The sequence below is a fragment of the Plantactinospora sp. WMMC1484 genome (genome assembly GCF_049315195.1).
Lineage (GTDB): Bacteria > Actinomycetota > Actinomycetes > Mycobacteriales > Micromonosporaceae > Plantactinospora.
This window is the reverse complement of record NZ_CP186055.1, coordinates 6932888-6956038: the sequence shown is the minus strand read 5'-3', so window position 1 is coordinate 6956038 and position 23151 is coordinate 6932888. Positions and strand designations below refer to the sequence as shown.

Annotated in this window: 18 protein-coding genes; 12 read left to right on the top strand and 6 right to left on the bottom strand. The window is 71.5% G+C overall.

Going from position 1 to position 23151, the window contains the following annotated elements; translation table 11 throughout:
- The first annotated feature begins 74 nt into the window (after positions 1–74).
- The 7 genes from ACN28C_RS29875 to ACN28C_RS29845 all read left to right on the top strand — a co-directional run bounded on the left by ACN28C_RS29875 (position 75) and on the right by ACN28C_RS29845 (position 9033).
- Positions 75–2369 carry an MMPL family transporter gene (locus ACN28C_RS29875; RefSeq protein WP_422770832.1) on the top strand — a complete coding sequence of 765 codons (2295 nt, stop codon included), beginning with the start codon at positions 75–77 and terminating at the stop codon, positions 2367–2369.
- A gap of 181 nt (positions 2370–2550) precedes the next feature.
- Positions 2551–3717, top strand: a complete 1167-nt coding sequence (locus tag ACN28C_RS29870; RefSeq protein WP_422770831.1) for an alkaline phosphatase PhoX — start codon at positions 2551–2553, stop codon at positions 3715–3717.
- A 240-nt stretch (positions 3718–3957) separates the two neighbouring features.
- The gene (gene dxr, locus ACN28C_RS29865; protein WP_422770830.1) at positions 3958–5169 is read left to right on the top strand and encodes a 1-deoxy-D-xylulose-5-phosphate reductoisomerase; all 1212 of its coding nucleotides are present in this window, start codon (positions 3958–3960) and stop codon (positions 5167–5169) included.
- The gene (locus ACN28C_RS29860) at positions 5169–6410 is read left to right on the top strand and encodes a M50 family metallopeptidase (RefSeq protein ID WP_422770829.1); all 1242 of its coding nucleotides are present in this window, start codon (positions 5169–5171) and stop codon (positions 6408–6410) included. Before dxr ends, ACN28C_RS29860 begins: the two co-directional genes overlap by 1 nt.
- Positions 6411–6417: 7 nt before the next feature.
- Positions 6418–7590: a flavodoxin-dependent (E)-4-hydroxy-3-methylbut-2-enyl-diphosphate synthase gene (gene ispG / locus ACN28C_RS29855; RefSeq protein WP_422770828.1), complete on the top strand. Its 1173-nt coding sequence runs from the start codon at positions 6418–6420 to the stop codon at positions 7588–7590.
- Between the two features lie 121 nt (positions 7591–7711).
- Positions 7712–8278 (top strand): RNA polymerase sigma factor, encoded by a 567-nt coding sequence (locus tag ACN28C_RS29850; protein WP_422770827.1) that lies wholly within the window; start codon positions 7712–7714, stop codon positions 8276–8278.
- Positions 8263–9033 (top strand): hypothetical protein, encoded by a 771-nt coding sequence (locus ACN28C_RS29845; RefSeq protein ID WP_422770826.1) that lies wholly within the window; start codon positions 8263–8265, stop codon positions 9031–9033. The genes ACN28C_RS29850 and ACN28C_RS29845 overlap by 16 nt, the downstream gene beginning before the upstream one ends.
- 54 nt (positions 9034–9087) lie before the next feature.
- Here ACN28C_RS29845 and ACN28C_RS29840 read toward each other — a convergent pair whose 3' ends face one another.
- The 6 genes from ACN28C_RS29840 to ACN28C_RS29815 form a co-directional block, all read right to left on the bottom strand.
- Entirely contained in the window at positions 9088–9651 is a 564-nt protein-coding gene (locus ACN28C_RS29840) for a PadR family transcriptional regulator (protein WP_422770825.1), read from the bottom strand.
- 174 nt (positions 9652–9825) lie between these two features.
- Positions 9826–11871: a CotH kinase family protein gene (locus ACN28C_RS29835; RefSeq protein WP_422770824.1), complete on the bottom strand. Its 2046-nt coding sequence runs from the start codon at positions 11869–11871 to the stop codon at positions 9826–9828.
- Positions 11872–11874: 3 nt separating this feature from the next.
- A complete protein-coding gene (locus ACN28C_RS29830; RefSeq protein WP_422770823.1) occupies positions 11875–12741 on the bottom strand; it encodes a polyphosphate polymerase domain-containing protein in 867 nt (288 codons plus the stop codon).
- A complete protein-coding gene (locus tag ACN28C_RS29825; protein WP_422770822.1) occupies positions 12738–13340 on the bottom strand; it encodes a DUF4956 domain-containing protein in 603 nt (200 codons plus the stop codon). Before ACN28C_RS29825 ends, ACN28C_RS29830 begins: the two co-directional genes overlap by 4 nt.
- Positions 13341–13668: 328 nt before the next feature.
- Positions 13669–15252 carry a glycoside hydrolase family 53 protein gene (locus tag ACN28C_RS29820; protein ID WP_422770821.1) on the bottom strand — a complete coding sequence of 528 codons (1584 nt, stop codon included), beginning with the start codon at positions 15250–15252 and terminating at the stop codon, positions 13669–13671.
- 189 nt (positions 15253–15441) lie between these two features.
- Positions 15442–17592, bottom strand: coding sequence for a beta-galactosidase (locus tag ACN28C_RS29815; RefSeq protein ID WP_422770820.1), 2151 nt, complete (start codon positions 17590–17592; stop codon positions 15442–15444).
- Between the two features lie 183 nt (positions 17593–17775).
- On the opposite strand from ACN28C_RS29815, the gene ACN28C_RS29810 reads away from it, so the two are divergent.
- The 5 genes from ACN28C_RS29810 to ACN28C_RS29790 all read left to right on the top strand — a co-directional run bounded on the left by ACN28C_RS29810 (position 17776) and on the right by ACN28C_RS29790 (position 23150).
- Entirely contained in the window at positions 17776–19077 is a 1302-nt protein-coding gene (locus ACN28C_RS29810) for an ABC transporter substrate-binding protein (protein ID WP_422770819.1), read from the top strand.
- A gap of 63 nt (positions 19078–19140) precedes the next feature.
- On the top strand, positions 19141–20070 hold the full coding sequence (locus tag ACN28C_RS29805; protein ID WP_422770818.1) for a carbohydrate ABC transporter permease: 930 nt from the start codon (positions 19141–19143) through the stop codon (positions 20068–20070).
- A 1-nt stretch (position 20071) separates the two neighbouring features.
- Complete coding sequence (locus ACN28C_RS29800; RefSeq protein WP_422770817.1) at positions 20072–21013, top strand: carbohydrate ABC transporter permease; 942 nt, start codon at positions 20072–20074, stop codon at positions 21011–21013.
- 146 nt (positions 21014–21159) lie between these two features.
- Complete coding sequence (locus ACN28C_RS29795; protein WP_422770816.1) at positions 21160–22188, top strand: LacI family DNA-binding transcriptional regulator; 1029 nt, start codon at positions 21160–21162, stop codon at positions 22186–22188.
- 122 nt (positions 22189–22310) lie between these two features.
- Positions 22311–23150, top strand: coding sequence for a GNAT family N-acetyltransferase (locus ACN28C_RS29790; RefSeq protein WP_422770815.1), 840 nt, complete (start codon positions 22311–22313; stop codon positions 23148–23150).
- Position 23151: the final 1 nt, after the last annotated feature.

Here is a 23151-nt window from a genome sequence, read left to right as displayed (position 1 = left end):
TAATAGTAAACGACGTTCACTCATTTTAAGCCTTGTTACGGATACGACCTTAACGGCTGACGGGAGAGCAGGCGATGTTCGCGTGGTGGGGGAGCGTGGTGGTCCGGCTCCGCTGGGTGGTGCTCGCCGCCGGCCTGGTGCTGGTCGCCGTCGGCGCGACCTGGGGGGTCGGGGTGTTCGGCTCGCTGACCGGCGGCGGCTTCGAGGATCCTGCCAGCGAGTCGGTCCGCACCGACCGGCGGATCACCGCCGAACTCGGCAACCAGGGCGCAGACCTGCTCGTCCTCTACTCCAGCGACACCGCAACGGTCGACCAACCGGTCTTCCGCGACCCGGTCGTCGCCACCCTGGACCGGCTCCGCCGGCATCCCGACGTCGCCAGTGTGACCAGCTTCTACGAGACCGGGGCGCCGGCCCTGGTCTCGGCCGACCGGCACGCCAGCTACGCGGCGGTGCAGTTCCGGGCGACCGACCCGGACGAGCAGGCCGAGGTGTACCGGCACCTCCGGCCGGCGCTGGACGCCGCCGGGGTGAGCACCGACGTCGGCGGCACGGTGGCCTTCCTCGCCGAGGCGAACGAACAGACCACCGAGGACATCACCCGGGCCGAGACGCTCTCCCTGCCGGTCCTGCTCGTGCTGCTTCTGCTGATCTTCCGGGGGCTGGTCGCCGCCGCGACGCCGCTGCTCGTCGGCGGGCTGGCCATCCTCGGTGCCTTTGTCGCGGTCCGGCTGCTCGCCACGGTCACCGACGTCTCCGTCTTCGCCATCAACATCATCACGCTGATCGGCCTCGGCATGGCCGTCGACTACTCGCTCTTCATCGTCAGCCGGTTCCGCGAGGAACTCGCCGCCGGCCATCCGAGCACCGAGGCGATCCGGCGCACGATGAGCACCGCCGGCCGCACGGTGATGGTCTCCGGGCTCACCATCGCGACCGCGCTGGCCAGCCTGCTGATCTTCCCGCAGGCGTTCCTGCGCTCGATGGGGCTGGGCGGGATCGCCGCCGTCCTGGTCGCCATGGTCGCCGCGCTGAGCGTACTTCCGGCCCTGCTCGCGGTGCTCGGACCACGCATCAACGCGCTCGCCGTACGCCTGCCCTGGCGCCCCCGGGCAATCCGCTCCCGGGCAATCCGCTCCCGGGCAATCCGCTCCCGGGCGGCGGACGCCGGCGCGGTGACCGCAGGCGGCGCTCCCGGTGCTGCCGCTGCGGTGCCGGAGGCCGGTGGGGCGGGCCTCGCCGGCCCGGGTGCCTGGGCGCGGTTGGCCCGCAGCGTCATGCGCCGGCCCGTGCTCTACCTGCTGGGGGTGCTCGCGGTGCTCGCGGTCCTCGCCGCCCCCTCCTTCCGGATGGAGGCCGGCGGCTTCGACGAGCGGGTACTGCCGGCCGACGCGGTGCCCCGGATCGTCGCCGAGCGGATCGCATCGGACTTCCCCGGCGGAAGCGTCGGGCCGGTCCAGGTGCTGGTCACCGGCGCCCCGATGGCGGAGGCGCAGCGCTTCGCCGACGAACTGACCCGGATCTCCGGGGTCACCGGCGTGCAGGTGGCGGCGAACCGCGGCGACGCCACGCTGCTCTCGGTCACCTATCCGGGCGAGCCGACCGGCCCGGTGGCGGCGGAGGTGGTGCGGCACGCCCGGGACCTCCCCGCACCGCCCGGGGCCGAGGTGCTGGTGGGCGGGCGGCCAGCCTTCGACGTCGACCTGCTGGAGAGCCTCACCTCGCGGCTGCCGTTGATGGCCCTGATCATGGCCTCGGCAACGCTGGTGCTGCTCTTCCTCGCCTTCGGCTCGGTGCTGTTGCCGATCAAGGCGGTGGTGATGAACCTCGTCTCGATCGGTGCGTCGTTCGGCGTGGTGGTCTGGATCTTCCAGGACGGGCATCTCGCCGACTGGCTCGACTTCACCCCGACCGGTTTCATCGAGCCGAGCAATCCGATCCTGATGCTGGCGGTGCTCTTCGGCCTCGCCACCGACTACGAGGTCTTCCTGCTCTCCCGGGTCCGCGAGGAGTGGGACGCCACCGGCGACAACACCGCCTCGGTCGCCGCCGGGCTGCAACACACCGGCCGGATCATCACCGCCGCCGCGCTGCTGCTGATCGTCGTGGTCGCCGGGTTCGCCACCGGTGGCGTGGTCTTCGTCAAGCTGATCGGCGTCGGGATGATCGTGGCGATCGTGGTCGACGCCACCCTGGTGCGGGCGCTGCTCGTGCCGGCCACGATGCGGCTGCTCGGGCGCTGGAACTGGTGGGCGCCGGGCCCGCTGGCCCGGGTCTACCGTCGGTACGGCATCCGCGAGTCGGCAGCGGACGCCGGGGGCGGCGACGCGGGGGCCGCGAGCAGCCCGGCCGGGGCGGGCGTGCCCTGAGCGATCCGGCACGCCTGAGCCGATCCGGCACGCCTGAGCCGATCCGGGAGCACCTCCGCTTCGCGGGCGGTGGTCACGACGATCATGCCGGATGTGCATCGCCTGTTCACGGGGAGACGGGAGTGGTCGATGCCCCGTGCGACGTACCTTCCACCAGGCATCGACCTTTGTGGAGGTTCTCGTGGAACGTCGTACCGTCCTTCGCGCCGCTGTCGTCGGCGCCGGCACCGCTGCCTTCTCCGGCGCGCTGTGGCAGCAGGCCTTCGGCGCGGTCGCCCAGCCCGGTCCCAGTCCCTACGGCGAGCTGCTGGCCGCCGACGGGAACGGCATCCAACTCCCGGCCCGGTTCAGCAGCCGGGTGATCGCCCGCTCCGGCAGCAGGGTGGCCGGCACCTCCTACACCTGGCACTTCGCACCCGACGGCGGGGCGTGCTTCGCCGCGGGTTCGGGCTGGATCTACGTGTCGAACTCGGAGATCCCGCTCGTCGGCGGCGCCTCGGCGGTGCGGTTCAACGCCGACGGCTCGATCGCCTCGGCGTACCGGATCCTCTCCGGCACCAACGTCAACTGCGCCGGCGGTGCGACGCCGTGGGGCACCTGGCTCTCCTGCGAGGAGGTGCCGCTCGGCCGGGTCTTCGAGACCTGGCCGGACGGGAGCCGCTCCGGCGAGGAGCGGACCCGGATGGGCCGGTTCACCCACGAGGCGGCGGCCTGCGACCCGGACCGCCGGGTCGTCTACCTCACCGAGGACGAGGAGGACGGCTGCTTCTACCGGTTCATCCCGGACACCTGGGGTGACCTGCGGACCGGGAAGGTGCAGGTGCTCTGCGCGCCGGCCGACCAGACCAGCGGGCCGGTGACCTGGCGGGACATCCCCGACCGGGACGGCTTCCCGATCTTCACCCGCTGGCAGGTCAGCGCGGCGAAGCACTTCGACGGCGGCGAGGGCTGCTGGTACGACAACGGGGTCTGCTACTTCACCACCAAGGGCGACAACCGGGTGTGGGCGTACGACGCGGTGAACCAGCGCATCGACCTGGCGTACGACGACTCCCTGGTGCCCGCCGGCACCGCCACGCTGACCGGGGTCGACAACATCACCGGGGCGTCCTCCGGCGACCTCTTCGTCGCCGAGGACGGCGGAAACATGGAGATCAACATCATCACACCGCAGGGCGTGGTCGCGCCGTTCCTGCGGATCAACGGCCAGTCCTCCTCTGAGATCACCGGACCGGCCTTCTCCCCGGACGGCTCCCGCCTCTACTTCTCCTCCCAGCGTGGAACCTCCGGCAACTCGACCGGCAGTGGCGGCATCACCTACGAGGTGACCGGACCGTTCCGGCGCTGACCCCCGGCGGGCTTCCCCACACCGGGCCCGGGACAGCGCTGCCTCTCGTACCGGGCCCGGGACGGCGCCGGCCGGGCCCGGTACGGAGGAAACCGCTGGTTCGATCCGGGATGTCGGTCGCCCGGCGGCTCGGCATGACCCCGATCGGCCGGTGCACCGACTGGTACGGCGGCGAGGAACTGGAGACCTTCCGGTTGGTCCGGCCGTAGCCCGCCGGGCCGGGTCGGCAACAATGGCGGGGTGAGTTCTCCCCGCGAGATCGTGCTGCTCGGCTCCACCGGCTCGATCGGCACCCAGGCGATCGACATAGTCCGGCGCAACCCGGGGCGGTTCCGGGTGGTCGCACTCGGCGCGGGCGGCGGAAACGTGACCCAACTCGCCGCCCAGGCGCTCGAACTCGGTGTCGAGGCGGTCGGGGTCGCCAGGGCCTCCGCCGCGCAGGACCTGCAACTCGCCTTCTACGCCGAGGCGGCCCGGCAGGGCTATCCGGCCGGCGGCTTCCGGATCCCGAAGATTGTCGCGGGCCCCTCCGCCATGGCCGAACTCGCGGAGTGGCCCTGCGACATCGTGCTCAACGGCATCGTCGGCTCGCGAGGGCTGGTGCCGACCCTGGCGGCGCTGGGCGCCGGTCGTACTCTGGCGCTGGCCAACAAGGAGTCGCTGGTGGCCGGCGGCCCGGTGGTCCGGGCCGCCCTCCAGCGACCGGACCAGATCGTGCCGGTCGACTCGGAGCACTCGGCGCTGGCCCAGTGCCTGCGCGGCGGCGGCCGTGCCGAGGTGCGTCGGCTGATCCTCACCGCCAGCGGCGGCCCGTTCCGGGGGCGGCGCCGGGAGGAACTGACCGGGGTGACGCCCGAGCAGGCGCTCGCCCATCCCACCTGGAACATGGGGCCGGTGGTCACGATCAACTGCGCCACCCTGGTGAACAAGGCGCTGGAAGTGATCGAGACGCACGAACTCTTCGACGTGGCGTACGACGACATCGAGGTGATGGTCCACCCGCAGTCGGTGATCCACTCGATGGTCGAGTTCGTCGACGGCTCGACGCTGGCCCAGGCGAGCCCGCCCGACATGCGGCTGCCGATCGCGCTCGCCCTCGGCTGGCCGGACCGGGTCCCCGGCGCGGCCGGGGCGGTGGACTGGACCGCCGCGCACACCTGGCAGTTCACCCCGCTGGACGAGGCGGCGTTTCCGGCCGTACGCCTGGCCAAGCAGGCCGGTGCGGCCGGGCGGTGCCGGCCGGCGGTCTACAACGCGGCAAACGAGGAGTGCGTGGCGGCGTTCCTGGCCGGCCGGCTGCCGTTCCTCGGCATCGTCGAGGTGGTGGAGCGGGTGCTGGAGGCCACTCCGGAGTTCGCCGAACCGGGTACCGTCGAGGAGGTGCTCGCCGCCGAGTCCTGGGCGCGGGCGCGGGCCCAGGAGATCATCGCGAAAGCGGCAGAAGGAGCCTGATGCTGTATCTACTCGGGGTGGTGGCGTTCGCCCTGGGAATCCTCATCTCGGTGAGCCTGCACGAGGCCGGGCACATGCTCGTGGCCAAGCGGTTCGGGATGAAGGTCACCCGCTACTTCGTCGGTTTCGGCCCCACGATCTGGTCGTTCCGGCGCGGCGAGACCGAGTACGGACTCAAGGCGATCCCGCTCGGCGGCTTCTGCAAGATCGTCGGGATGACCCCACAGGACGACGACGTCGACCCGGCGGACGAGCCCCGGGCGATGTGGCGCTATCCGCTCTGGAAACGGACCGCCGTGATGGCCGCCGGCTCGGCGGCGCACTTCGCGCTCGCCGTCGTCACCCTCTGGTTCGCGGCGATCTTCATGGGGCTGCCCAACCCCGACTACCCGAGCAGCACCGCGGAGATCCGCAACGAGCCGGCGCGGATCGAGCTGGCGCCCTGCGTGGTCCAGGAGAATGTGGCCCGGGTCTGCGAGCCCGGCGACCTAACGAGTCCGGCGGCCGAGGCCGGTCTCCGCGACGGTGACGTGATCACGGCGATCGGCACCCGCCAGATCGGCAACTGGGGCGAGATGCTGGACGCGATCCGGGCGACCGAGCCGGGGCCGGCGGAGGTCAGCTACCTGCGCGACGGCGCCACCCACACCGTCCGGGTCGACCTGGCCGAGGTGCAGCGGCCGCCGCAGGACCAGGTGGACGGCCCGGTCGGTCCGGTGTCGGCGCTCGGCGTCGGGCTCGGCACCCCGCCGACCATCACCTACAGCCCGCTCTCCGCCTTCGGTGCCACCGCCGACTTCACCGGCACCATGGCGGTCAACACCGCGCACGCGCTCCAGCGCCTGCCGCAGAAGATCCCGGCCCTCTGGGAGGCGATCACCGGGGCGGAGCGCGACGTCGACACCCCGATAAGCGTGGTCGGGGCGAGCCGGCTCGGCGGTGAGGCGGTGCAGCACGGCCTGTGGGAGGTCTTCGTGCTGCTCTTCATCTCGCTCAACTTCTTCATCGGCGTCTTCAACCTGCTTCCGCTGCTGCCACTCGACGGCGGGCACATCGCCATCGCCTGGTTCGAACGGGTCCGCTCCTGGCTCTTCGCCCGACTGGGCAGGCCGGATCCCGGGCGGGTCGACTACTTCAAGCTGATGCCCGTAACGTACGCTTTGATCCTGATCGGCGGCGCGTTCACGCTGCTCACCATCACCGCCGACGTGGTCAACCCGATAACCCTGATCCAGAGGTGAGGACAGAGTGACCGCCGTCAGCCTCGGCATGCCCGCCGTGCCACCGCCACCGCTGGCCGCCCGCCGGGCCAGTCGCCAGATCAAGGTCGGTTCGGTGCTGGTCGGGGGCGGCGCGCCGGTCTCGGTGCAGTCGATGACCACCACGCTGACCGCCGACGTCAACTCGACGCTCCAGCAGATCGCCGAGCTGACCGCCGCCGGCTGTCAGATCGTCCGGGTCGCGGTGCCGTCCCAGGACGACGTGGAGGCGCTGCCGGCGATCGCGAAGAAGTCGCAGATCCCGGTGATCGCCGACATCCACTTCCAGCCGAAGTACGTCTTCGCGGCGATCGACGCCGGCTGCGCCGCCGTCCGGGTCAACCCGGGGAACATCCGGCAGTTCGACGACAAGGTCAGGGAGATCGCGGCGGCGGCCTCGGCGGCCGGGGTGCCGATCCGGATCGGGGTCAACGCCGGGTCGCTGGACAAGCGGCTGCTGGCCAAGCATGGCAGGGCCACGGCGGAGGCGATGGTCGAGTCGGCGCTCTGGGAGTGCTCACTCTTCGAGGAGCACGGCTTCCGCGACATCAAGATCTCGGTCAAGCACAACGACCCGGTGGTGATGATCCGGGCGTACCGGCAGCTCGCGGAGCAGTGTGACTATCCGCTGCACCTCGGGGTGACCGAGGCGGGCCCGGCGTTCCAGGGCACCGTCAAGTCGGCGGTGGCCTTCGGCGCGTTGCTCGCCGAGGGGATCGGCGACACCATCCGGGTCTCGCTCTCCGCACCGCCGGTCGAGGAGATCAAGGTCGGCGCCGCGATCCTGGAGTCCCTGGGGCTGCGCGAGCGTGGCCTGGAGATCGTCTCCTGCCCCTCCTGCGGCCGCGCCCAGGTCGACGTCTACAAGCTGGCCGAGGAGGTCACCGCCGGCCTGGAGGGGTTGCCGGTGCCGCTGCGGGTCGCCGTGATGGGCTGCGTGGTCAACGGGCCCGGCGAGGCCCGGGAGGCCGACCTCGGGGTGGCCTCCGGCAACGGCAAGGGCCAGATCTTCGTCAAGGGCCAGGTGATCAAGACGGTCCCGGAGGGCCAGATCGTGGAGACCCTGATCGAGGAGGCCGTCCGGCTCGCCGACGAGATGGGCGCCGAGCTCCCCGAGGAGCTGCGCGACCTCGTCGTCAAGCCCACCGTCACGGTGCACTGACCGAGCAGAGCTCGGCCAGGGGCCGGGTCGTCCTGAACACCTGAGAAAACCGGCGATCGGCGTGTGACAGCGACCGCCGAGCCGGACAGGTGGGGGGTATGGACGACGAAGGAAATAACAGATGAGCGGAGCCTGCCCCGGCGCCCGGGAGGAGCGTTTTCGGGCCCTGCACCTCGAGACGTACGCCGACCTGCTGCGCTTCGTCGAGCGGAGGGTGCCGCCAGGTGAGGCCGAGGACATCGTGTCGACGGTTTTCCTGACAGCCTGGCGGCGCTTTGACGAGCTGCCGGACGACACCCGGCCGTGGCTCTTCGCGGTGGCCCGCAGGACCATGACCAATCAGGCCCGCGGCTGGTTGCGGCGCCGGGCGTTGGACGTCCGGCTGAGGTCGTCGGAGGCGCGCGAGCTTTCCGACGACTCCACGGGTACGGCGGTACGGATCGACCTGGAGCGCGCCTGGGCCGCCCTGAGCACGGCGGACCGTGAGGTTCTCGCGTTGGTCGCGTTCGACGGTCTGACCGCCGAGCAGGCGGCCACCGTGCTCGGCTGCCGGAGGTCGACCTTCGCGATGCGACTCGGCCGGGCGCGGCAACGCCTGCGGACCGCCCTGGAACCGGCGGAACCCGCCACCCGCTCGTCTGTCCGCCCCCGATCTCTCAAGGAGCAGCAGTCATGGACGCAAGCGTGAAGGACTTGGAGCAACTGGCTGTCCTTGACCCGGCGCGGGAGCGGGTGCCGACCGAGCTGGAGTGGGCGCGCTCGCAGGCGTTCGTCGAGCGGGTGATGGCCGGCGAGGTCAGCGGCGGGTCCGCCCACCGGCCGGTGGGGCGCTGGCTGGCGGTGGGTGCGGCCACGGTCGCGGCGGGCGTCGTCGCGGCGGCGGTGGTGCCCGCGCTGCTGCCTGGTGCGGCCGACCGGGCGGTCGCGGGCTGGACGGCCGCACCCAGTCCACGCACCGGCGAGCAGGTACTCCCGCAGGCCCGTGCGTGCGCCGGCAACGGCGTCGGGGGAAACTCCTCGACGGTCCGTCCGTCGGACGTGCTTCTCGCCGAGCAGCGCGGGGACGCGACGCTGCTCATCATGCGCAAGAGCAGCGGCAACATCGTCGAGTGCATGAGCGTGGGCAAGGACCAGCTTGCCTCGATGGGGCTGGCCGACAGTCGCCCCCTGCCGCCTCCGCCCGCCGGCACGGTCAACCTGGAGACGATGAGTTCCACCGGGAACGGCGACGACATCTGGTCGAACATGGTCGGCCTCGCCGGCCCGGGAGTCACCGGGGTGGAGCTGCGTCTCGACGGTGGCCGGGTCTTCCACGCCAGCGTGAAGGGCGGCTGGTGGGCGGCCTGGTGGCCGGGGCCCGAGGGCGGCGAGGTCGACCGGCTGACAGTGCTGGTGCACACCTCCGAGGGGACGACCAGCCACCGCCCGTCCGAACTGCCGTAGCAAGGGCCGAGCCCGAACTGCCGTAGCAAGGGCCGAGCCGGCCGGTGCACCGGGCTACTCCGACTCGGCGAGGATGGCGTAGAGCTTGCGCCGGGTCTCGTCGAGCACCTGGGCGGCCCGCTCGCGCTGGTCGTCGGTGCCGGTCATCATCACCTGGCGCAGCGCGTTCATCGCCTGGAACCCGGCCTCCCGGATGTCGTGCCAGCTGTTGATGGTGTCCTCGGCGAACTCGGCCCACGGCGGCTGCGTCGCCGCCTGGGTCGCCTCGGTCTGGCCGGCTTCGGTGAGTGCGAAGCGCCGCCGGCCGCCACCCGACTCGGTGCTGCCGGCGATCAGGCCCTCGTCCTCCAGGAGTTGCAGGGTCGGATAGATGGACCCGGGGCTCGGCCGCCAGGCACCACCGGTGCGCGAGTCCAGCTCCTGGATCATCTCGTAGCCGTGCATCGGCCGCTCGGTCAGCAGGGCGAGCACGGCGGCGCGGACGTTGGGCCGGCGTCCCCGGCCACCGCGGCCCCGGCCACCACCCCGGCCGTGTCCGTGACCGGGGCCGCCCGGCGGAAAGCCGAAGCCGCGCATCCGGGCCTCCTGCATCGCGTAGAAGCGTCGGTGAAAACCCATCTGAGCCTCCTCTGGACTGTCGCTGATAGCTCAACGATATATCGGAAAACTATCGACGACAACGCCATCGCCTCCGGCGTCGATTCCCCGTCCGAGCTGGACGTGACTCTCACCACACACTGCCGGCGCCGCCCCGGGAACGGGCGGCGCCGGCAGCGCAGGTCAGGGTTGCGGTCAGGATGCCGTACAGGTGGGTGTCGGCGGGCTGTTGGTGCCGTTCCAGGTGCCGAGGAACCCGAAGTTGGTGCTGGCTCCGGCGCTGAGCGCCCCGTTGTGCGACACGTTCGTCGCGGTCACCGCCGAGCCGCTACTGGTGACGGTCGCCTCCCAGGACTGGCTGACCGTCTGGCCGTTGCCGAACGTCCAGTTGACCCGCCAGCCGCTGATCGCGGAGGAACCGGCGGTGACCCGTACGTTGGCCTGGAAGCCGCCGGTCCACTGGCTGACGACCGTGTACGCCGCCGTACAGGTGCGGCCCGAGGCGGGCGGAGTCGTGGCCGGCGGGGTCGGCGGACCGGTCACCGGCGGCGTGGTCGGCGGGGTGGTCGGGCCGCCGGATCCCCAGCCGCCGGTGGTCTCCAGCCAGGCCGCCCGCTGGAACATCCAGTCCCGCATGAACTGCACCTGTCCCTGCCAGGTCGGCGAGGTCGGCGTGATGAACGGGCCGAGCATCCGGGTGCTGAGGTTTGGCCAGCGTTGGAAGTTGCGCTGCGCGGCGGCGGTCAGCGGTGCGGTCAGCCGGTCGATCCGGGACTGGAGCTGGGCGTTGGAGAGCACGCCCCGGCGCAGTTCCTGCCAGCGCGCCCTGACCCGGTTGACGAACGCCGGATCCTGGAGCAGCCGCTGGAACCAGTCGTTCGCACTCGGGGTCCGGGTCTGCTGGTGCTGCCAGCCGGCGATCTGGTCGTTCTGGAAGAAGCCACCCACCCCGAAGGTGAGGTCGAAGTCCCAGAGCGGACCGGCGACGATCTTGCTGTCCCGGTCCTTGTAGAAGTAGGCGCTGCGCAGGTATGCGTCCATGCCCCGGGTCAGCTCGTTGACGATGAGCATGTCCACCCAGGAGTTGACGTCGACGAAGGAGGGATAGCCGGTCGCCGGGTCGGCGAAATTCGGACTGCGGAGCACGTCGTGGAACTGCTGGAGGTGTTGCCGGAGCCAGTCCCGCTGCGCCGGTTGCAGCGGATCCGGGTCGACCACCTCCAGGTAGTGCCAGCAGGTGGCGTCGGCGCCCTGGCAGGGCAGGGTCGGCTCCTCAGCCGCCATCCACTCGAACTTGAAGATGTAGCCGCCGGTCAGCTTGGGCAGCGTGACGTCCTCCTCGTCGAGCTGCTTCAGGTCGAGCCGGTTCTTCGAGTTCTTGATCGTCTCGACGATCAGGTACACCCCGAGGTAGTCGTTCGCGGCCACCGGTTGGGCGTCGGTGTTCACGTACACCTCGGCAAAGGCGTAGCGCGGGGCGTACAGGCCCATGTCCTGGCCGAGGCCGTGCACGAAGGCGTCGCGGATCAGCGCCTTGTCGGTGTACGGCCCGCGCAGCACCCAGTCGGAGTCGGCCGGCATGCCCAGCAGCGGCAGGTCGGTGTCGTCGTCGGTGTTGTCCCGCAGCTCCAGCCGGTACGGCGTCTTCGGGAACATCGCGCTGGAGTTGCCGCGCAGGTGGAAGGCGCCTCGGCTGACCAGACTCGGCGAGGCGGAGAGCGAGGTCGAACCGTTGGTCGGCCGGAACTCCATCACGGCGGCGTCGATGTACTCACGCCCCGGGGCGCCCTGCCCGTACGCGTCGAGCAGCAGTACCGGCAGGTCGTGGTTGGTGGTGACGGCGCGGGCCACGTACATGGCGGTGCCGGGCGCACCGGTCGCGGTGCCGCTGACGTAGGCCTGCGCCCGGAGCTGGGTGGTGCGGGTGAACCGCAGCGGGGTTCCGGAGTAGACCGGCGAGGCCGGACCGGGCGGCTGGCCGTCGGTGGTGTACCGGACCTGGGCCCCGCTCACCGTGCTGCCCAGCGAGACCGAGACCTCGTTCTGGAAGGTGCCGCTCGGCACGGAGAAGGTGATGTCGCCGGTCGGGTCCGCGGCGGCCCCGACCTCGGCCGCGACCGGCCGGTCGGGCTCCGCCGCCGTGCGGCCGGCGGCATCGGCCCGGTCCGGTCCGGGCCCTGCGGCAGGCCCCAGGGCCGCGGCGACCAGGAGGCCGACCACGTAGTAACTGATTTTACGCACCTTTTACTCCGTTCCGGGGATGTGCGGTGGGTGGATGGCGCTCGCCACCGGGCTGAACCCGGGCGCGTCGGTGCAGAGAGCCGACCGGTGGTCGTCGATGACCCCGGTGGGGTGGAAATGCCGGCGCAGGGTGCGGCGCCACGGCGTACACGGGAGGTCGGGCCGGAGCGCGGCCATCCCGGTCGCGTACTTGGAGATCCGGGTCGGCCGGTGGCCCCGCGCCCAGAGCAGGCGGTCCACGCAGGACGCGGTCGAGCCGGTCTTGGTCTCGATCACCGCGAGATCCGGGAGCTGGAGCGGTTCGCCGGCACCCTCCCAGGTCAACTCGGTGTCGATGGTGACCCGGCTCACCGTCGCGGCGAGAAAGAGGGTGCTACGCCGGTAGCGGGTGACGAGGACCGGTGCGAAGGCCCGGTCACCCACCTCGATCGACTCCCGGGCGAGCACGTCCTCGACGAACCGGCGTCCGGGGGAGAGGGTGGTTTCGTGATCCGACGGGTACGGGAGCCGGTCCTTCACGGTGTTGCCCCGGGGACCCCGGGTCTTCACCTCCAGCCAGCATTCGGCGGAGTCGAGATAGGTCCGGGTGCGCACCTTGAACCGGCGTCGCCGGCGCTGGGCGCTGAGCAGATAGCTGGTCAGCTCCGGGGTGTCGAAGTAGACCGAGCGGTAGCTGAAGGAGCGGCGGCCCTCGATCTCCAGGGCCAGGGTGTCCGGGCCGACCTGGCCGATGACGGCGTGTGCCTCGCTCACCGGCAGCACGTACTTGCGGTCCACCCGGGTCTGCAGCGCGGCGCGCTCGGTCAGCTCGTCCAGCCCGATCGGCGCGAGGTGCCCGGCGAGGGCGCAGCCGACGGGGGCGGCGGTCATCGGGCCACCCCGCCGGAGGCGACCGCGACGTTCCGGACCGCCCGCTGCACGGGCGGGTGCGAGTAGCGGACGTCGACCAGGGTGGTGTCGTTGACCAGGTCGAGTCGCTGAACGCTGGCGGAGTGCACCCGGGCGCCCAGCATCTGTTCGAGGTAGGCGATCAGGGCGACCTGGTCGGTGAAGGCCGAGTCGAGGAACATGCTCTGCCGCCGGTAGTTGCGGAACATCCGGGGGTGGTCGCCGACGAACATCACCAGGAGGATCAGGGCCATCATGGTCGGTACGTGCCAGGCCGGGCCGCCGCCGAGCGCGGAGAGGATGCCGAGGGCCAGCGCGGAGAAGTAGTACGCCACCTCGTGTTGGTCGAGCTCGGTGGAGCGGAGCCGGATGATGGAGAGCACTCCGAAGAGCGCCAGTCCGAGACCCAGGCCGGTGCCGGCGTTGCTGGTGCCGAGCGAACTCGCCACCGCCATCACCCCGATGTTGACACCGAGGTACGCGGCGACGAGGTCTCGACGCCGGTGGCGCGGGAAGTAGAGCCCGAACACGAGCAGGGTCACTGCGACGATGTCGGTCGCAAAGAGGGCGAGTTGGGGCATGGATCCTGTCCTCCTGGATATGATCCGATGGCCGGTGGGTTAACGGACGCCAACCACCAGGTTACATCGAAGGATATCGATATCTATGCCCGGTTGCCGTTAAGAGCCTGTAACAGGGAAAATTTGTGATTGTCTATCTTAGGGGATCTGTCCGGCGAACGCCGACGGCGGCCCCGCCCGGGCCCTTCCCGGGGGAGCCGCCGGATGGTCGGCCGTCAGAGGTCGTGGGTTTCGGGCGCGCGTTCAGGCGCGCGCGTTCGGGAGAGCCGGCGTGGTGGGGCGGCGCCGCCGAGCACACCTCAGGTGGCGGCGCCGCCGAGCACACACCTCAGGTGGCGGCGCCGCCGAGCACCCGCAGACCGGGCAGGGCCCGGCCGGAGTAGTCGAAGAGCGCCTGGTTCTCCCAGCCGTCGCCGGAGGTCGGGTCGGCCGGATCCCAACCGGCGCCGTCGACGGCGGTCCAGGTCGGCTCCCAGTAGAAGACCCCGAGCGCGCCTGGCACGGCGGCGACTGTGGTGACCATGTCGCGGATCGCCTCCGCCTGACCCTGCGGCGTCGCCGGATAGCCCCCGGCCTGCTGCAGGGAGGCGTTGAAGATGTTGGCCTCGTGGTCGTTCTCGGCGAGCGTGAAGCCATAGCCGGTCTCCACCACCATCACCGGCCTGCCGTACCGGGCGGTGAGGTCGAGCAGGTTCGCCTGGAGCGCGCCGAGCGGCCCGTGCCAGTAGGTGTAGTGCGAGACGGCGATGAGGTCGAACGGCACCCCCCGGCTGACCGCGTTGTCGAACCACCAGCGGTGCCCGCCGTTGTCGCCGCCCTCGGCCAGGTGCAGCGCGACCCTGCTGTGCGGTGAGGCGTCGGTGACCGCGGTGCTCGCGGCGGTGAGCAGCGCCGCCAGACCGTCCCAGTTGTCCCAGCGCCCGTCCGGCCAGAGCAGCCCGCCGTTGATCTCGTTGCCGACCTGCACCATGTCGGCCGGGGTGCCCTGCCGACGCAGGCTCGCCACCACGTCGTGGGTGTGGTCGTAGACCGCCTGCCGGAGCTGCGCGAAGGGCAGGTCGGCCCAGGCGGCGGGCTTGAACTGCTTGCCCGGGTCGGCCCAGGTGTCCGAGTAGTGGAAGTCGATCAGCAGGCCCATGCCGAGGGCCTTCGCCCGGCGCGCCTTGGCCAGGACGTCCGCCTTGTCGCTGAACCCGTCCGCCGGATCCACCCAGACCTTCATCCGGGCATAGTTGACGCCGTTGTGCCGGAGGATCCGCAGCGCGTCCCGGGGCGGGCCGACCCGGTCGCGGTAGACCGCGCCGTGGTGCTCGTTCTTGGTCAGGTGCGAGACGTCGGCGCCGGCGATCCGCAGCGCCGGGGCGCCGGCCGGCCGGGTGGCCGGGGAGAGGGTCAGGTCGTCGAAGTGCGCCCACTGCCCGGCGTCGCCCGCGGAGGCAAGAGTGACGGTGCACCGGCCGGTGCTGACCCGGGCGGTGACGCTCACCTCCACCCACCACTGCTCGCCGGTGCGGGGCAGGTCGACCCGCTGGCTCCGCCCACCGCAGCCGGTGAGCGATACGTACGCGTCGCGTTGGCCACCGCTGGCGCGTACCGAGACGCGGAGGGTGTGGTCACCCCGGCGCAGCCCGGTGAGCCGCTGGTAGGTCTCCACCCGGTAGGGCCGGTCCGCCCGGTGGGTGAGCCGGTTCGCGCCGGTGCGGCCGCCGGGTTCGACGTAACTGGCGGAGCGCTGGCCGCGTACCGACCATCCGGCCGGTGACCCGTCGGGGGCGGTGGTCTCGAAGCCGGGGTTGAGCACTGCCGGTGTGCCGCCGGCTGGGGGTCCGGCCAGTGCGGGTCGACCGAGATCCGGTACGACCACGGCAGCTGCCAGCGCCAGAGCCACGATCGTGGTCTTTCTGGTCCGCATCGCTCGACGTTCCTCCTCGATCGAATGCCGTGCCGCCGCCAGCCCCGACCCTCTCGTCGAGGACATGGATTGGGAGCGCTCACAGAACCATCACTGCCGATGGATGTCAAGGGTCGTTGCTGCGCCCGAGGCGTTAGGAAGGGCCCCCGCTACAACAGAAAACGATAAGCGGGGGCCCTTCCTTGCACCTCAGGTGCGGAGGGTGCGGACGGTGCCGGCGGGGAGCGGGCAGGTGCCCGGGTGGAAGGTTCCGTCGAGCAGGTCGGTGCCGGTCGCCGGCAGGTCCACGTCCCGGTCGGTGTGGTTGATGGCGACCAGGAATCGGGTGCCGTCGGCGCCGGCCCGGCGGACCAGCTCGACACCGTCGGGCACCCCGTCCGGCGGGACCAGGCCGGCGTCCCGGTACGCGGCCCGGAGCACCGGGGCCAGGCCGGCCGCGGTCAGCCGGGTGGAGACATACCAGGCGTGGCCGGCGCCGAGGGTGTGCCGGGTCACGGCCGGTCCACCAGCGGCCGGACCGTCCTGGTAGGTCAGCACCGGCTCGGCGCCGTGCGGCACGACGATCTCGGCCCAGACGTCCCCGGTGTGCGCGGCCCCTCGGGTGCCGCCAGCCGTGCCCCCATCCGTGCGCCCTCCCGCGCCCCCGCCCTCGTCGTCGCCGCCGGGACCCCCGGCGTGGCCGGCCGTCCCGGGAGGCGTCGCCGGTGCCAGCCGGACCGTCTCGCCGGTGCGCAGCGGCAGGAACTCCTCCACGGTCAACCCGAGCAACTCGCGCAGCGCGCCGGGGTGGCCGCCGGGGTGGACGGCGTCGTCCGCGTCCACGATCCCGGAGAAGTACGAGACCAGCAGCGTGCCGCCGCCCGCGACGTACCGGCGCAGGTTCTCCGCCGCGGCCGGCGTGGTCAGGTAGAGGCTCGGCACGACGACCAGCCGGTAGCCGTCGAGCGGCCGTTCCGGATGGGCGAAGTCCACCGTGAGTCGGTCCCGCCAGAGCCGCTCGTAGTAGGCCGCCACCCGTTCCCGGTAGTCGAGGTCGACCGAGGGTCGCCAGTCCAGCTCAACGGCCCACCAGGACTCCCAGTCCCAGAGCATCGCCACGTCCGCGACGACCCGGGTGCCGCGCAGCGGTTCGAGGCTGGCCAGGTCGGCGCCGAGCGCCACCACCTCGCGCCAGATCCGGGTGTCGGTGCCGCCGTGCGGCAGCATCGCGCTGTGGAACTTCTCGGCGCCGAACCGGGACGCCCGCCACTGGAAGAAGAGCGCCGACTCGGCGCCCCGGGCCAGGTGGGCCAGGCTGTTTCGGCGCAGTTCGCCGGGGCGCTTGGCGATGTTGCGGGGCTGCCAGTTCACCGCCGAGGTGGCGTGCTCCATCAGCAGCCACGGCCGGCCACCGGCCACCGCCCGGGTCAGGTCGGCGCACATCGCCAGCTCGATGTGGTTCTCCGGCTCCTCGGCGCGCAGGTAGTGGTCGTTGGAGACCACGTCCACCTCGGCCGCCCAGCGCCAGTAGTCGATGGTCTTGCAGTTGGCGATCATGAAGTTGGTGGTGACGGGGACGCCGGGGGAGAGCCGGTGCAGGATGTCCCGCTCGCGGCGGAAGTTGGCCAGGTGCGCGTCGGAGGAGAAGCGCAGGAAGTCGAGCTGCTGGGTCGGGTTGACCGAGGTCGGTGCGGCGACCGGTGGCTCGACCTCGGCCCAGTCGCCGTACCGCTGGCCCCAGAAGGTGGTGCCCCAGGCCGCGTTCAGCCCGGTGAGGTCGCCGTACCGGACGCGGAGCCAGTCCCGGAACGCCTCGGCCGAGGTGGCGCAGTAGCAGAGGGCGTTGGCGCCGCCGTACTCGTTGTGCGAGTGCCAGAGCACCAGTGCCGGATGGTCGGCGTAGCGGCGGGCGAGCTGCTCGGTGATCCGCGCGCTCGCCTCGGCGTACGCGGGTGAGCTGGGACAGAACGACTGCCGCGCCCCGCCGCCCAGTGGTACGCCGTGCCGGTCCACCAGCCTGGCCTCGGGAAACCGCCGGCGGAACCAGGCCGGCGGCACCGCCGTCGGGGTGGCCAGGTCGACCGCGATCCCGCCGCCGTGCAGCAGGTCGAGCAGCCGGTCGAGCCAGCCGAACTCGAACCGCCCCTCGGCAGGTTCGAGCAGGACCCAGGCGAAGATTCCGACGCTTACCAGGTTGACCCCGGCGGTGCGCATCAGCTCGACGTCCTCGGCCCAGACCGGTTCCGGCCACTGCTCGGGGTTGTAGTCGCCGCCGTAGGCCAGCCGGGCCAGCCGGGGCAGTGGCCCGGCCCGCCCGGCGACATCCGCTGCGGCTACCACCAGTTGCGGGGTCTGACTCATGCGGGGTCTCCGTACTGTGCGCGCTCCCAAAGGTAGTGCGCATGATTGCACACGGATTCTACGAGGTGAACAAGTGCCAAAACGTGTCTTGACATGATCGATCGAGGGTCCAAGACTGTGAGCGCTCCCAGTTGTTTCTGGCCGATCACCAGCCGATGACACCGTGAAAACTGAGAGGTTGAGATGACCCGTACGCTCGGCGCGAAGATCCTGGCGTTGGCTCTCGGCGCCAGCCTGGTCGCCGCCTGCACCTCGACATCGAACGACGACCCGGAGGAGCCGACCGGCCCGGTCGAGCTGACCTTCTGGTCCTGGGCGCCGAACATGGAGAAGCTGGTCGACCGGTGGAACGCCGACAACCCGGAGACCAAGGTGACGCTGAGCAAGCAGGCCGGCGGCGCCGACATCGTCGCCAAGCTGCTCACCGCGGCCAAGGCGGGCAACCCGCCGGACCTCGCCCAGGTCGAATACCAGGCGCTGCCCACGCTGGTCAGCAACGACGTGCTGGCCGACATCGCCGAGCAGGCCACACCACTTCAGGAGAAGTTCTCCGAGGGCACCTGGCGACAGGTGACGCTCGGTACCGATGCGGTGTACGCCGTCCCGCAGGACGCCGCCCCGATGATGCTCTACTACCGCACGGACCTCTTCCAGCAGTTCGGCCTGACCGTGCCGAAGACCTGGGAGGAGTTCGCGCAGACCGCCCGCACGCTGCGGGGTAGGAGCACAAAGCACTTCCTGACCACCTTCTCGGCCAACGACCCCGGATGGTTCGCCGGGCTGGCCCAGCAGGCCGGGGCGAACTGGTGGGGGATCGACGGCGAGTCATGGCGGGTCACCGTCAACGACGCGGCGACCAGGAAGGTCGCCGACTACTGGGGCGGGCTCGTCGGCGAGGGTGTCGTCGACGGCAACCCGATGTACACCCCGGAGTGGAACAAGGCGCTCAACGACGGGACCCTGCTGGCCTGGCCGAGCGCCGTCTGGGCACCGGGCGTGCTGGTCGGCAACGCGCCCGACACCAAGGGCAGGTGGGCGATGGCGCCGCTGCCACAGTGGAGCGCCGGGGAGAACAGGACGGGCAACTGGGGCGGCTCCTCGACCGGGGTCACCGCGGCCTCGAAGCACAAGACGGCGGCGGTCCGCTTCGCCACCTGGCTGAACACCCATCCGGACGCGACCAGCATGCTGGTCCGGGAGTGCGCGGTCTATCCGGCGGCCCGGGACGCCCAGTCCGGCCCGGGGCTGGCCGCACCGCCGGACTTCTTCGCCGGCCAGGCCGACTTCTATCCGCTGGCCAAGCAGATCGCCGAGACCGCGGCCGGGGTCACCTGGGGTCCCAACGTCAACGTCACCTACGAGACCTACCAGGACGCGTTCGGCAAGGCGATCACCGAGAAGACGCCGTTCGGCGCGGCGGTCGACGCGATGCAGACCGCGACCGTCGACGACATGCGGAAGAACGGCTTCACCATCGCCGGCTGACCCGGCACCTGACCGGCCGACCCCACGGCCGGCGACCGAGCCGGCCGACCGAACGGAGAGTCCATGCCAACGGCCACCGCAGGGGTGCGCCGCCGGGGAAGGCGGACGGGAGCCCCGTACGCCTTCCTCGCCCCGGCGGTGATCCTGTTTCTCGCCTTCTTCCTCGCGCCGATCGGGTACGCGGCGTACCTGAGCCTGCGCAAGGTCCAGATCTCCGGGCTGGGACTCGGTCGGGGCGCCCGGACCGAGGTCTTCGCCGGTCTGGAGAACTACCGCAACGCGGTCAGCGACCCGGAACTCTGGTCCGGCACGCTGCGGGTACTCGGCTACGGTGCCCTGCTGGTGCCGACCATGCTGGGGCTGGCCCTGCTCTTCGCGCTGCTGCTGGACCGGCCCCGGGCCCAGCTCGCCCGGTTCAGCCGCACCGCGATCTTCCTGCCGTACGCGGTCCCGGCGGTCATCGCCAGCCTGCTCTGGGGTTTCCTCTACCTGCCGGCGACAAGTCCGCTCAACGACCTGCTGGCCCGCCTCGGGCTGCCCGAGCCGGACCTGCTCGGCACCGACGTGGTCTTCTACGCGGTGGTCAACATCGCGCTCTGGGGCGGGGTCGGCTTCAACATGATCGTGCTCTACACGGCACTCCGGGCGATCCCGCCGGAGCTCTACGAGTCGGCCCGGCTCGACGGCTGCTCCGAGATCCAGGTCGCGCTCCGGATCAAGATTCCGCTGCTCGTCCCGGCCCTGGTGATGACCACGCTCTTCACCATGATCGCCACGTTGCAGGTCTTCAGTGAGCCGATGACGCTGGCGCCGATGACCAACTCGATCCCGTCGACCTGGACACCACTGATGAAGATCTACCGCGACGCCTTCGCCACCGACGACCGGTACGCCGCCGCGGCCACCTCGGTGTTGTTCGCCGCGGTCACCCTGCTGCTGTCGCTGGGCTTCCTCCGGCTGGTGCAGCGGCGCGCCTTCGGACAGGAGCAGTGAGATGGCGGGAAGCACCGGGACGGCCGGCACGGAGACCGTCACCAGCACCACCCGGGCCGGCGCCGGCGAACCGCGGGGGCCGGCGGCGACCCCGACCGGGAGCCGGCGGGAGGGCGGGCTCGCCCGGCTGGCGCCGACCGCGATCCTGCTGATCGGGGCGGTCTACTGCCTGCTCCCGGTGGCCTGGGTGGTGGTCGCGTCGACCAAGAGCGCGGGCAGCCTCTTCAGCACCTCCACCTTCGCCCCCGGCGGCGACCTGGTCGACAACCTGGTCGACCTGTCGACGTACCGGGACGGGCTCTTCTGGCGGTGGATGCTCAACACCGCCCTGTACGCCGGGGTCGGCGCCGCGCTCTCGGCCGCCGTCTCCGGGCTGAGTGGCTACACCCTGGCCAAGTTCCGGTTTCCGGGCCGGTCGGTGGTCTTCAACGTCCTGCTGGCCGGGGTGCTGGTGCCGGCGATCACGCTGGCCGTGCCGCAGTACCTGCTGCTGGCCAAGGTCGGGCTCACCGACACGTACTGGTCGGTGCTGCTGCCCAGCATCGTCAGCCCGTACGGCATCTACCTGGCCCGGATCTACGCGGCGGCCGCCGTGCCGGACTCGGTGGTCGAGGCGGCCCGGGTGGACGGCGCGACCGAATTCGGCATCTTCCGCCGGGTGGCGCTGCCGATGATGGTTCCCGGGCTGATCACGGTCTTCCTGCTCCAGTTCGTGGCGATCTGGAACAACTTCCTGCTGCCGTTCATCATGCTCGCCAACGACGAGCGGTTCCCGGTAACGCTGGGCCTCTACACGCTGCTCAACCAGGGCAACACCCAGCCCGCGCTCTACCGGCTGGTGATCGCCGGGGCACTGCTGTCGATCGTCCCGCTGGTGGCGCTCTTCCTGTCGCTGCAACGCTACTGGCGGATCGACCTGCTCTCCGGCGCGACCAAGGCATAGCGCGGCGGACGCGGGCGCGGTGCGCAGGGCGAATGCGGGGCGAGGCGGCGCCTGCCTCGGAGCGCCTCCGTCCGGTCGCGACTGGGGCGAGGCGTGTCACAGGCACCGGTACCGCCACCAGGGGCCGGTGCGGGGACAATGACAGGGTGACCGCGCCCGACCGCAGCCGTATCCGCCGGACAAGGCCCCGCCCGACCATGGACGACGTGGCGGCGGTGGCCGGCGTTTCGCGGGGCACCGTCTCCCGGGTGCTCAACGGCGGTCACAACGTCAGCGGCCCGGCGTTGGAGGCGGTCCGCCGGGCGATCCGCAAGACCGGCTACGTGCTCAACCAGCACGCCCGGAGTCTGGTCACCCAGCGCTCGGACTCGGTGGCGTTCATCCTCTCCGAGCCGCAGGACCGGCTCTTCGAGGACCCCAACTTCAACATCCTGCTCCGGGGCTGCACCCAGGAGCTGGCCGAGCACGACATCACCCTGCTGCTGACGATCGCCGGCACCCAGGAGGACCGTAAGCGGGTCGGCCGGTACGTCACCGCCGGCCACGTCGACGGCGCGCTGGTGATCTCCACCCACGCCGGCAGCCCGCTCCTCGACGAGCTGGACGAGCGGGGCCTGCCGTTCGTAGCGGTCGGCCGCCCGCTGGGCCGGGAGTCCGATGTCAGCTACGTCGCCGCCGACGACCGGGGCGGTGCCCGGCAGATGGTCGGCTACCTGCGCTCCCGGGGGCGGCGCACCATCGCCACCATCACCGGCCCGTTGGACACCTCCGGCGGGGTGGACCGGCTCGCCGGCTACCACGACGTGCTGGGCCAGACCGACCCCCGGCTGGTGGTGACCGGCGACTACAGCCACGACAGCGGCGAGGCGGCGATGGAGCAGCTGCTGCGGCAGGCGCCGGAGCTGGACGCCGTCTTCGTCAGCTCGGACCTGATGGCCACCGGTGCGATCGCCGCACTGCGTCGGGCCGGGCGGCGGGTGCCGGACGACGTCGCGGTCGGCGGATTCGACGATTCCAAGGTCGCCACCACCTCGGTGCCCCGGCTGACCACGATCCGGCAGCCCTGGGCCCGGATCAGCGCCGAGATGGTCCGGCTGCTCCTTGGGCACCTCGCCGGGGACTCGCACGCCGCGGTCATCCTTCCCACCGAGCTGGTGATCCGCGAGTCGGCGTGACGGTCGGTCGCGGAGCGGCCGGCCCGGAAGTGCGCGTAACGGCCCCTCTGTCCGGGTCCCGCGCGGGGCGGACGCGGTGATCCGGCCCGTTCCCCGGCCGATGATCTGGCAGGCTGGTAAGCGTGCTGATGGTGCCGGTACGCCAACTCGGTGAGGCCGAGCGCGGTGCGGTGGAAGGAATCCTCGACCTCGATCCGTTCGCCGCCGCACAGGTGGCGGAGCGGGTCGCCGCGAACGGCCTGTCCTGGTGGCGGGCGGACGGTCGGGTGCTCGGCTACGGCTCCCGGGACAGCATCGAGGCACTCTGCTGGCTGGGCGGGCAGGTCACTCCGGTCCGGGCCGGCCGTTCGGCGATCACCGCCTTCGCCGAGGCGCTCGGGGCGGAGGAACGGACCTGCTCGTCGATCGTCGGGCGGGCCGACGGGGTGCTCGGGCTCTGGGATCGGCTCTCCGGCCGGTGGGGGCCGGCCCGGGACGTACGCCCCAACCAGCCGCTGCTGGCGACCGACGCCGCCCCGCAGGTGGCGCCGGACCCCGACGTGCATCCGGTCCGGCCCGGCGAGATCGACGCACTCTTTCCGGCGGCGGTGGCGATGTACACCGAGGAGGTGGGTATCTCACCGCTGGCCGACGACGGTGGGCGGGCCTACCGGCAGCGGGTCGCCGAGCTGGTCCGGGCCCGCCGGGCGTACGCCCGGTTTCTCGACGGCCAGGTGATCTTCAAGGCCGAGCTGGCGGTCGTCACCCGGCGCACCGCGCAGATCCAGGGGGTCTGGGTCGATCCCGCCTGGCGCGGTCGGGGGATCGGGGCCGCCGCGATGGCGGCGGTGGTCCGGGACGCCCTGGCCCGGATCGCGCCCACCGTGAGCCTCTACGTCAACGACTACAACGCGCCGGCCCGCCGGGTCTACCAACGGTGCGGCTTCCGCACCGTCGGCACCTTCGCCACCGTGCTCTTCTGAG

Coding starts and splice junctions, on each gene's coding strand:
- ACN28C_RS29875 (WP_422770832.1), top strand. CDS start 75: ATGTTCGCGTGGTGGGGGAGCGTGGTGGTCCGGCTCCGCTGGGTGGTG.
- ACN28C_RS29860 (WP_422770829.1), top strand. CDS start 5,169: ATGCTGTATCTACTCGGGGTGGTGGCGTTCGCCCTGGGAATCCTCATC.
- ACN28C_RS29850 (WP_422770827.1), top strand. CDS start 7,712: ATGAGCGGAGCCTGCCCCGGCGCCCGGGAGGAGCGTTTTCGGGCCCTG.
- ACN28C_RS29845 (WP_422770826.1), top strand. CDS start 8,263: ATGGACGCAAGCGTGAAGGACTTGGAGCAACTGGCTGTCCTTGACCCG.
- ACN28C_RS29840 (WP_422770825.1), bottom strand. CDS start 9,651: ATGGGTTTTCACCGACGCTTCTACGCGATGCAGGAGGCCCGGATGCGC.
- ACN28C_RS29830 (WP_422770823.1), bottom strand. CDS start 12,741: ATGACCGCCGCCCCCGTCGGCTGCGCCCTCGCCGGGCACCTCGCGCCG.
- ACN28C_RS29825 (WP_422770822.1), bottom strand. CDS start 13,340: ATGCCCCAACTCGCCCTCTTTGCGACCGACATCGTCGCAGTGACCCTG.
- ACN28C_RS29820 (WP_422770821.1), bottom strand. CDS start 15,252: ATGCGGACCAGAAAGACCACGATCGTGGCTCTGGCGCTGGCAGCTGCC.
- ACN28C_RS29815 (WP_422770820.1), bottom strand. CDS start 17,592: ATGAGTCAGACCCCGCAACTGGTGGTAGCCGCAGCGGATGTCGCCGGG.
- ACN28C_RS29810 (WP_422770819.1), top strand. CDS start 17,776: ATGACCCGTACGCTCGGCGCGAAGATCCTGGCGTTGGCTCTCGGCGCC.
- ACN28C_RS29805 (WP_422770818.1), top strand. CDS start 19,141: ATGCCAACGGCCACCGCAGGGGTGCGCCGCCGGGGAAGGCGGACGGGA.
- ACN28C_RS29800 (WP_422770817.1), top strand. CDS start 20,072: ATGGCGGGAAGCACCGGGACGGCCGGCACGGAGACCGTCACCAGCACC.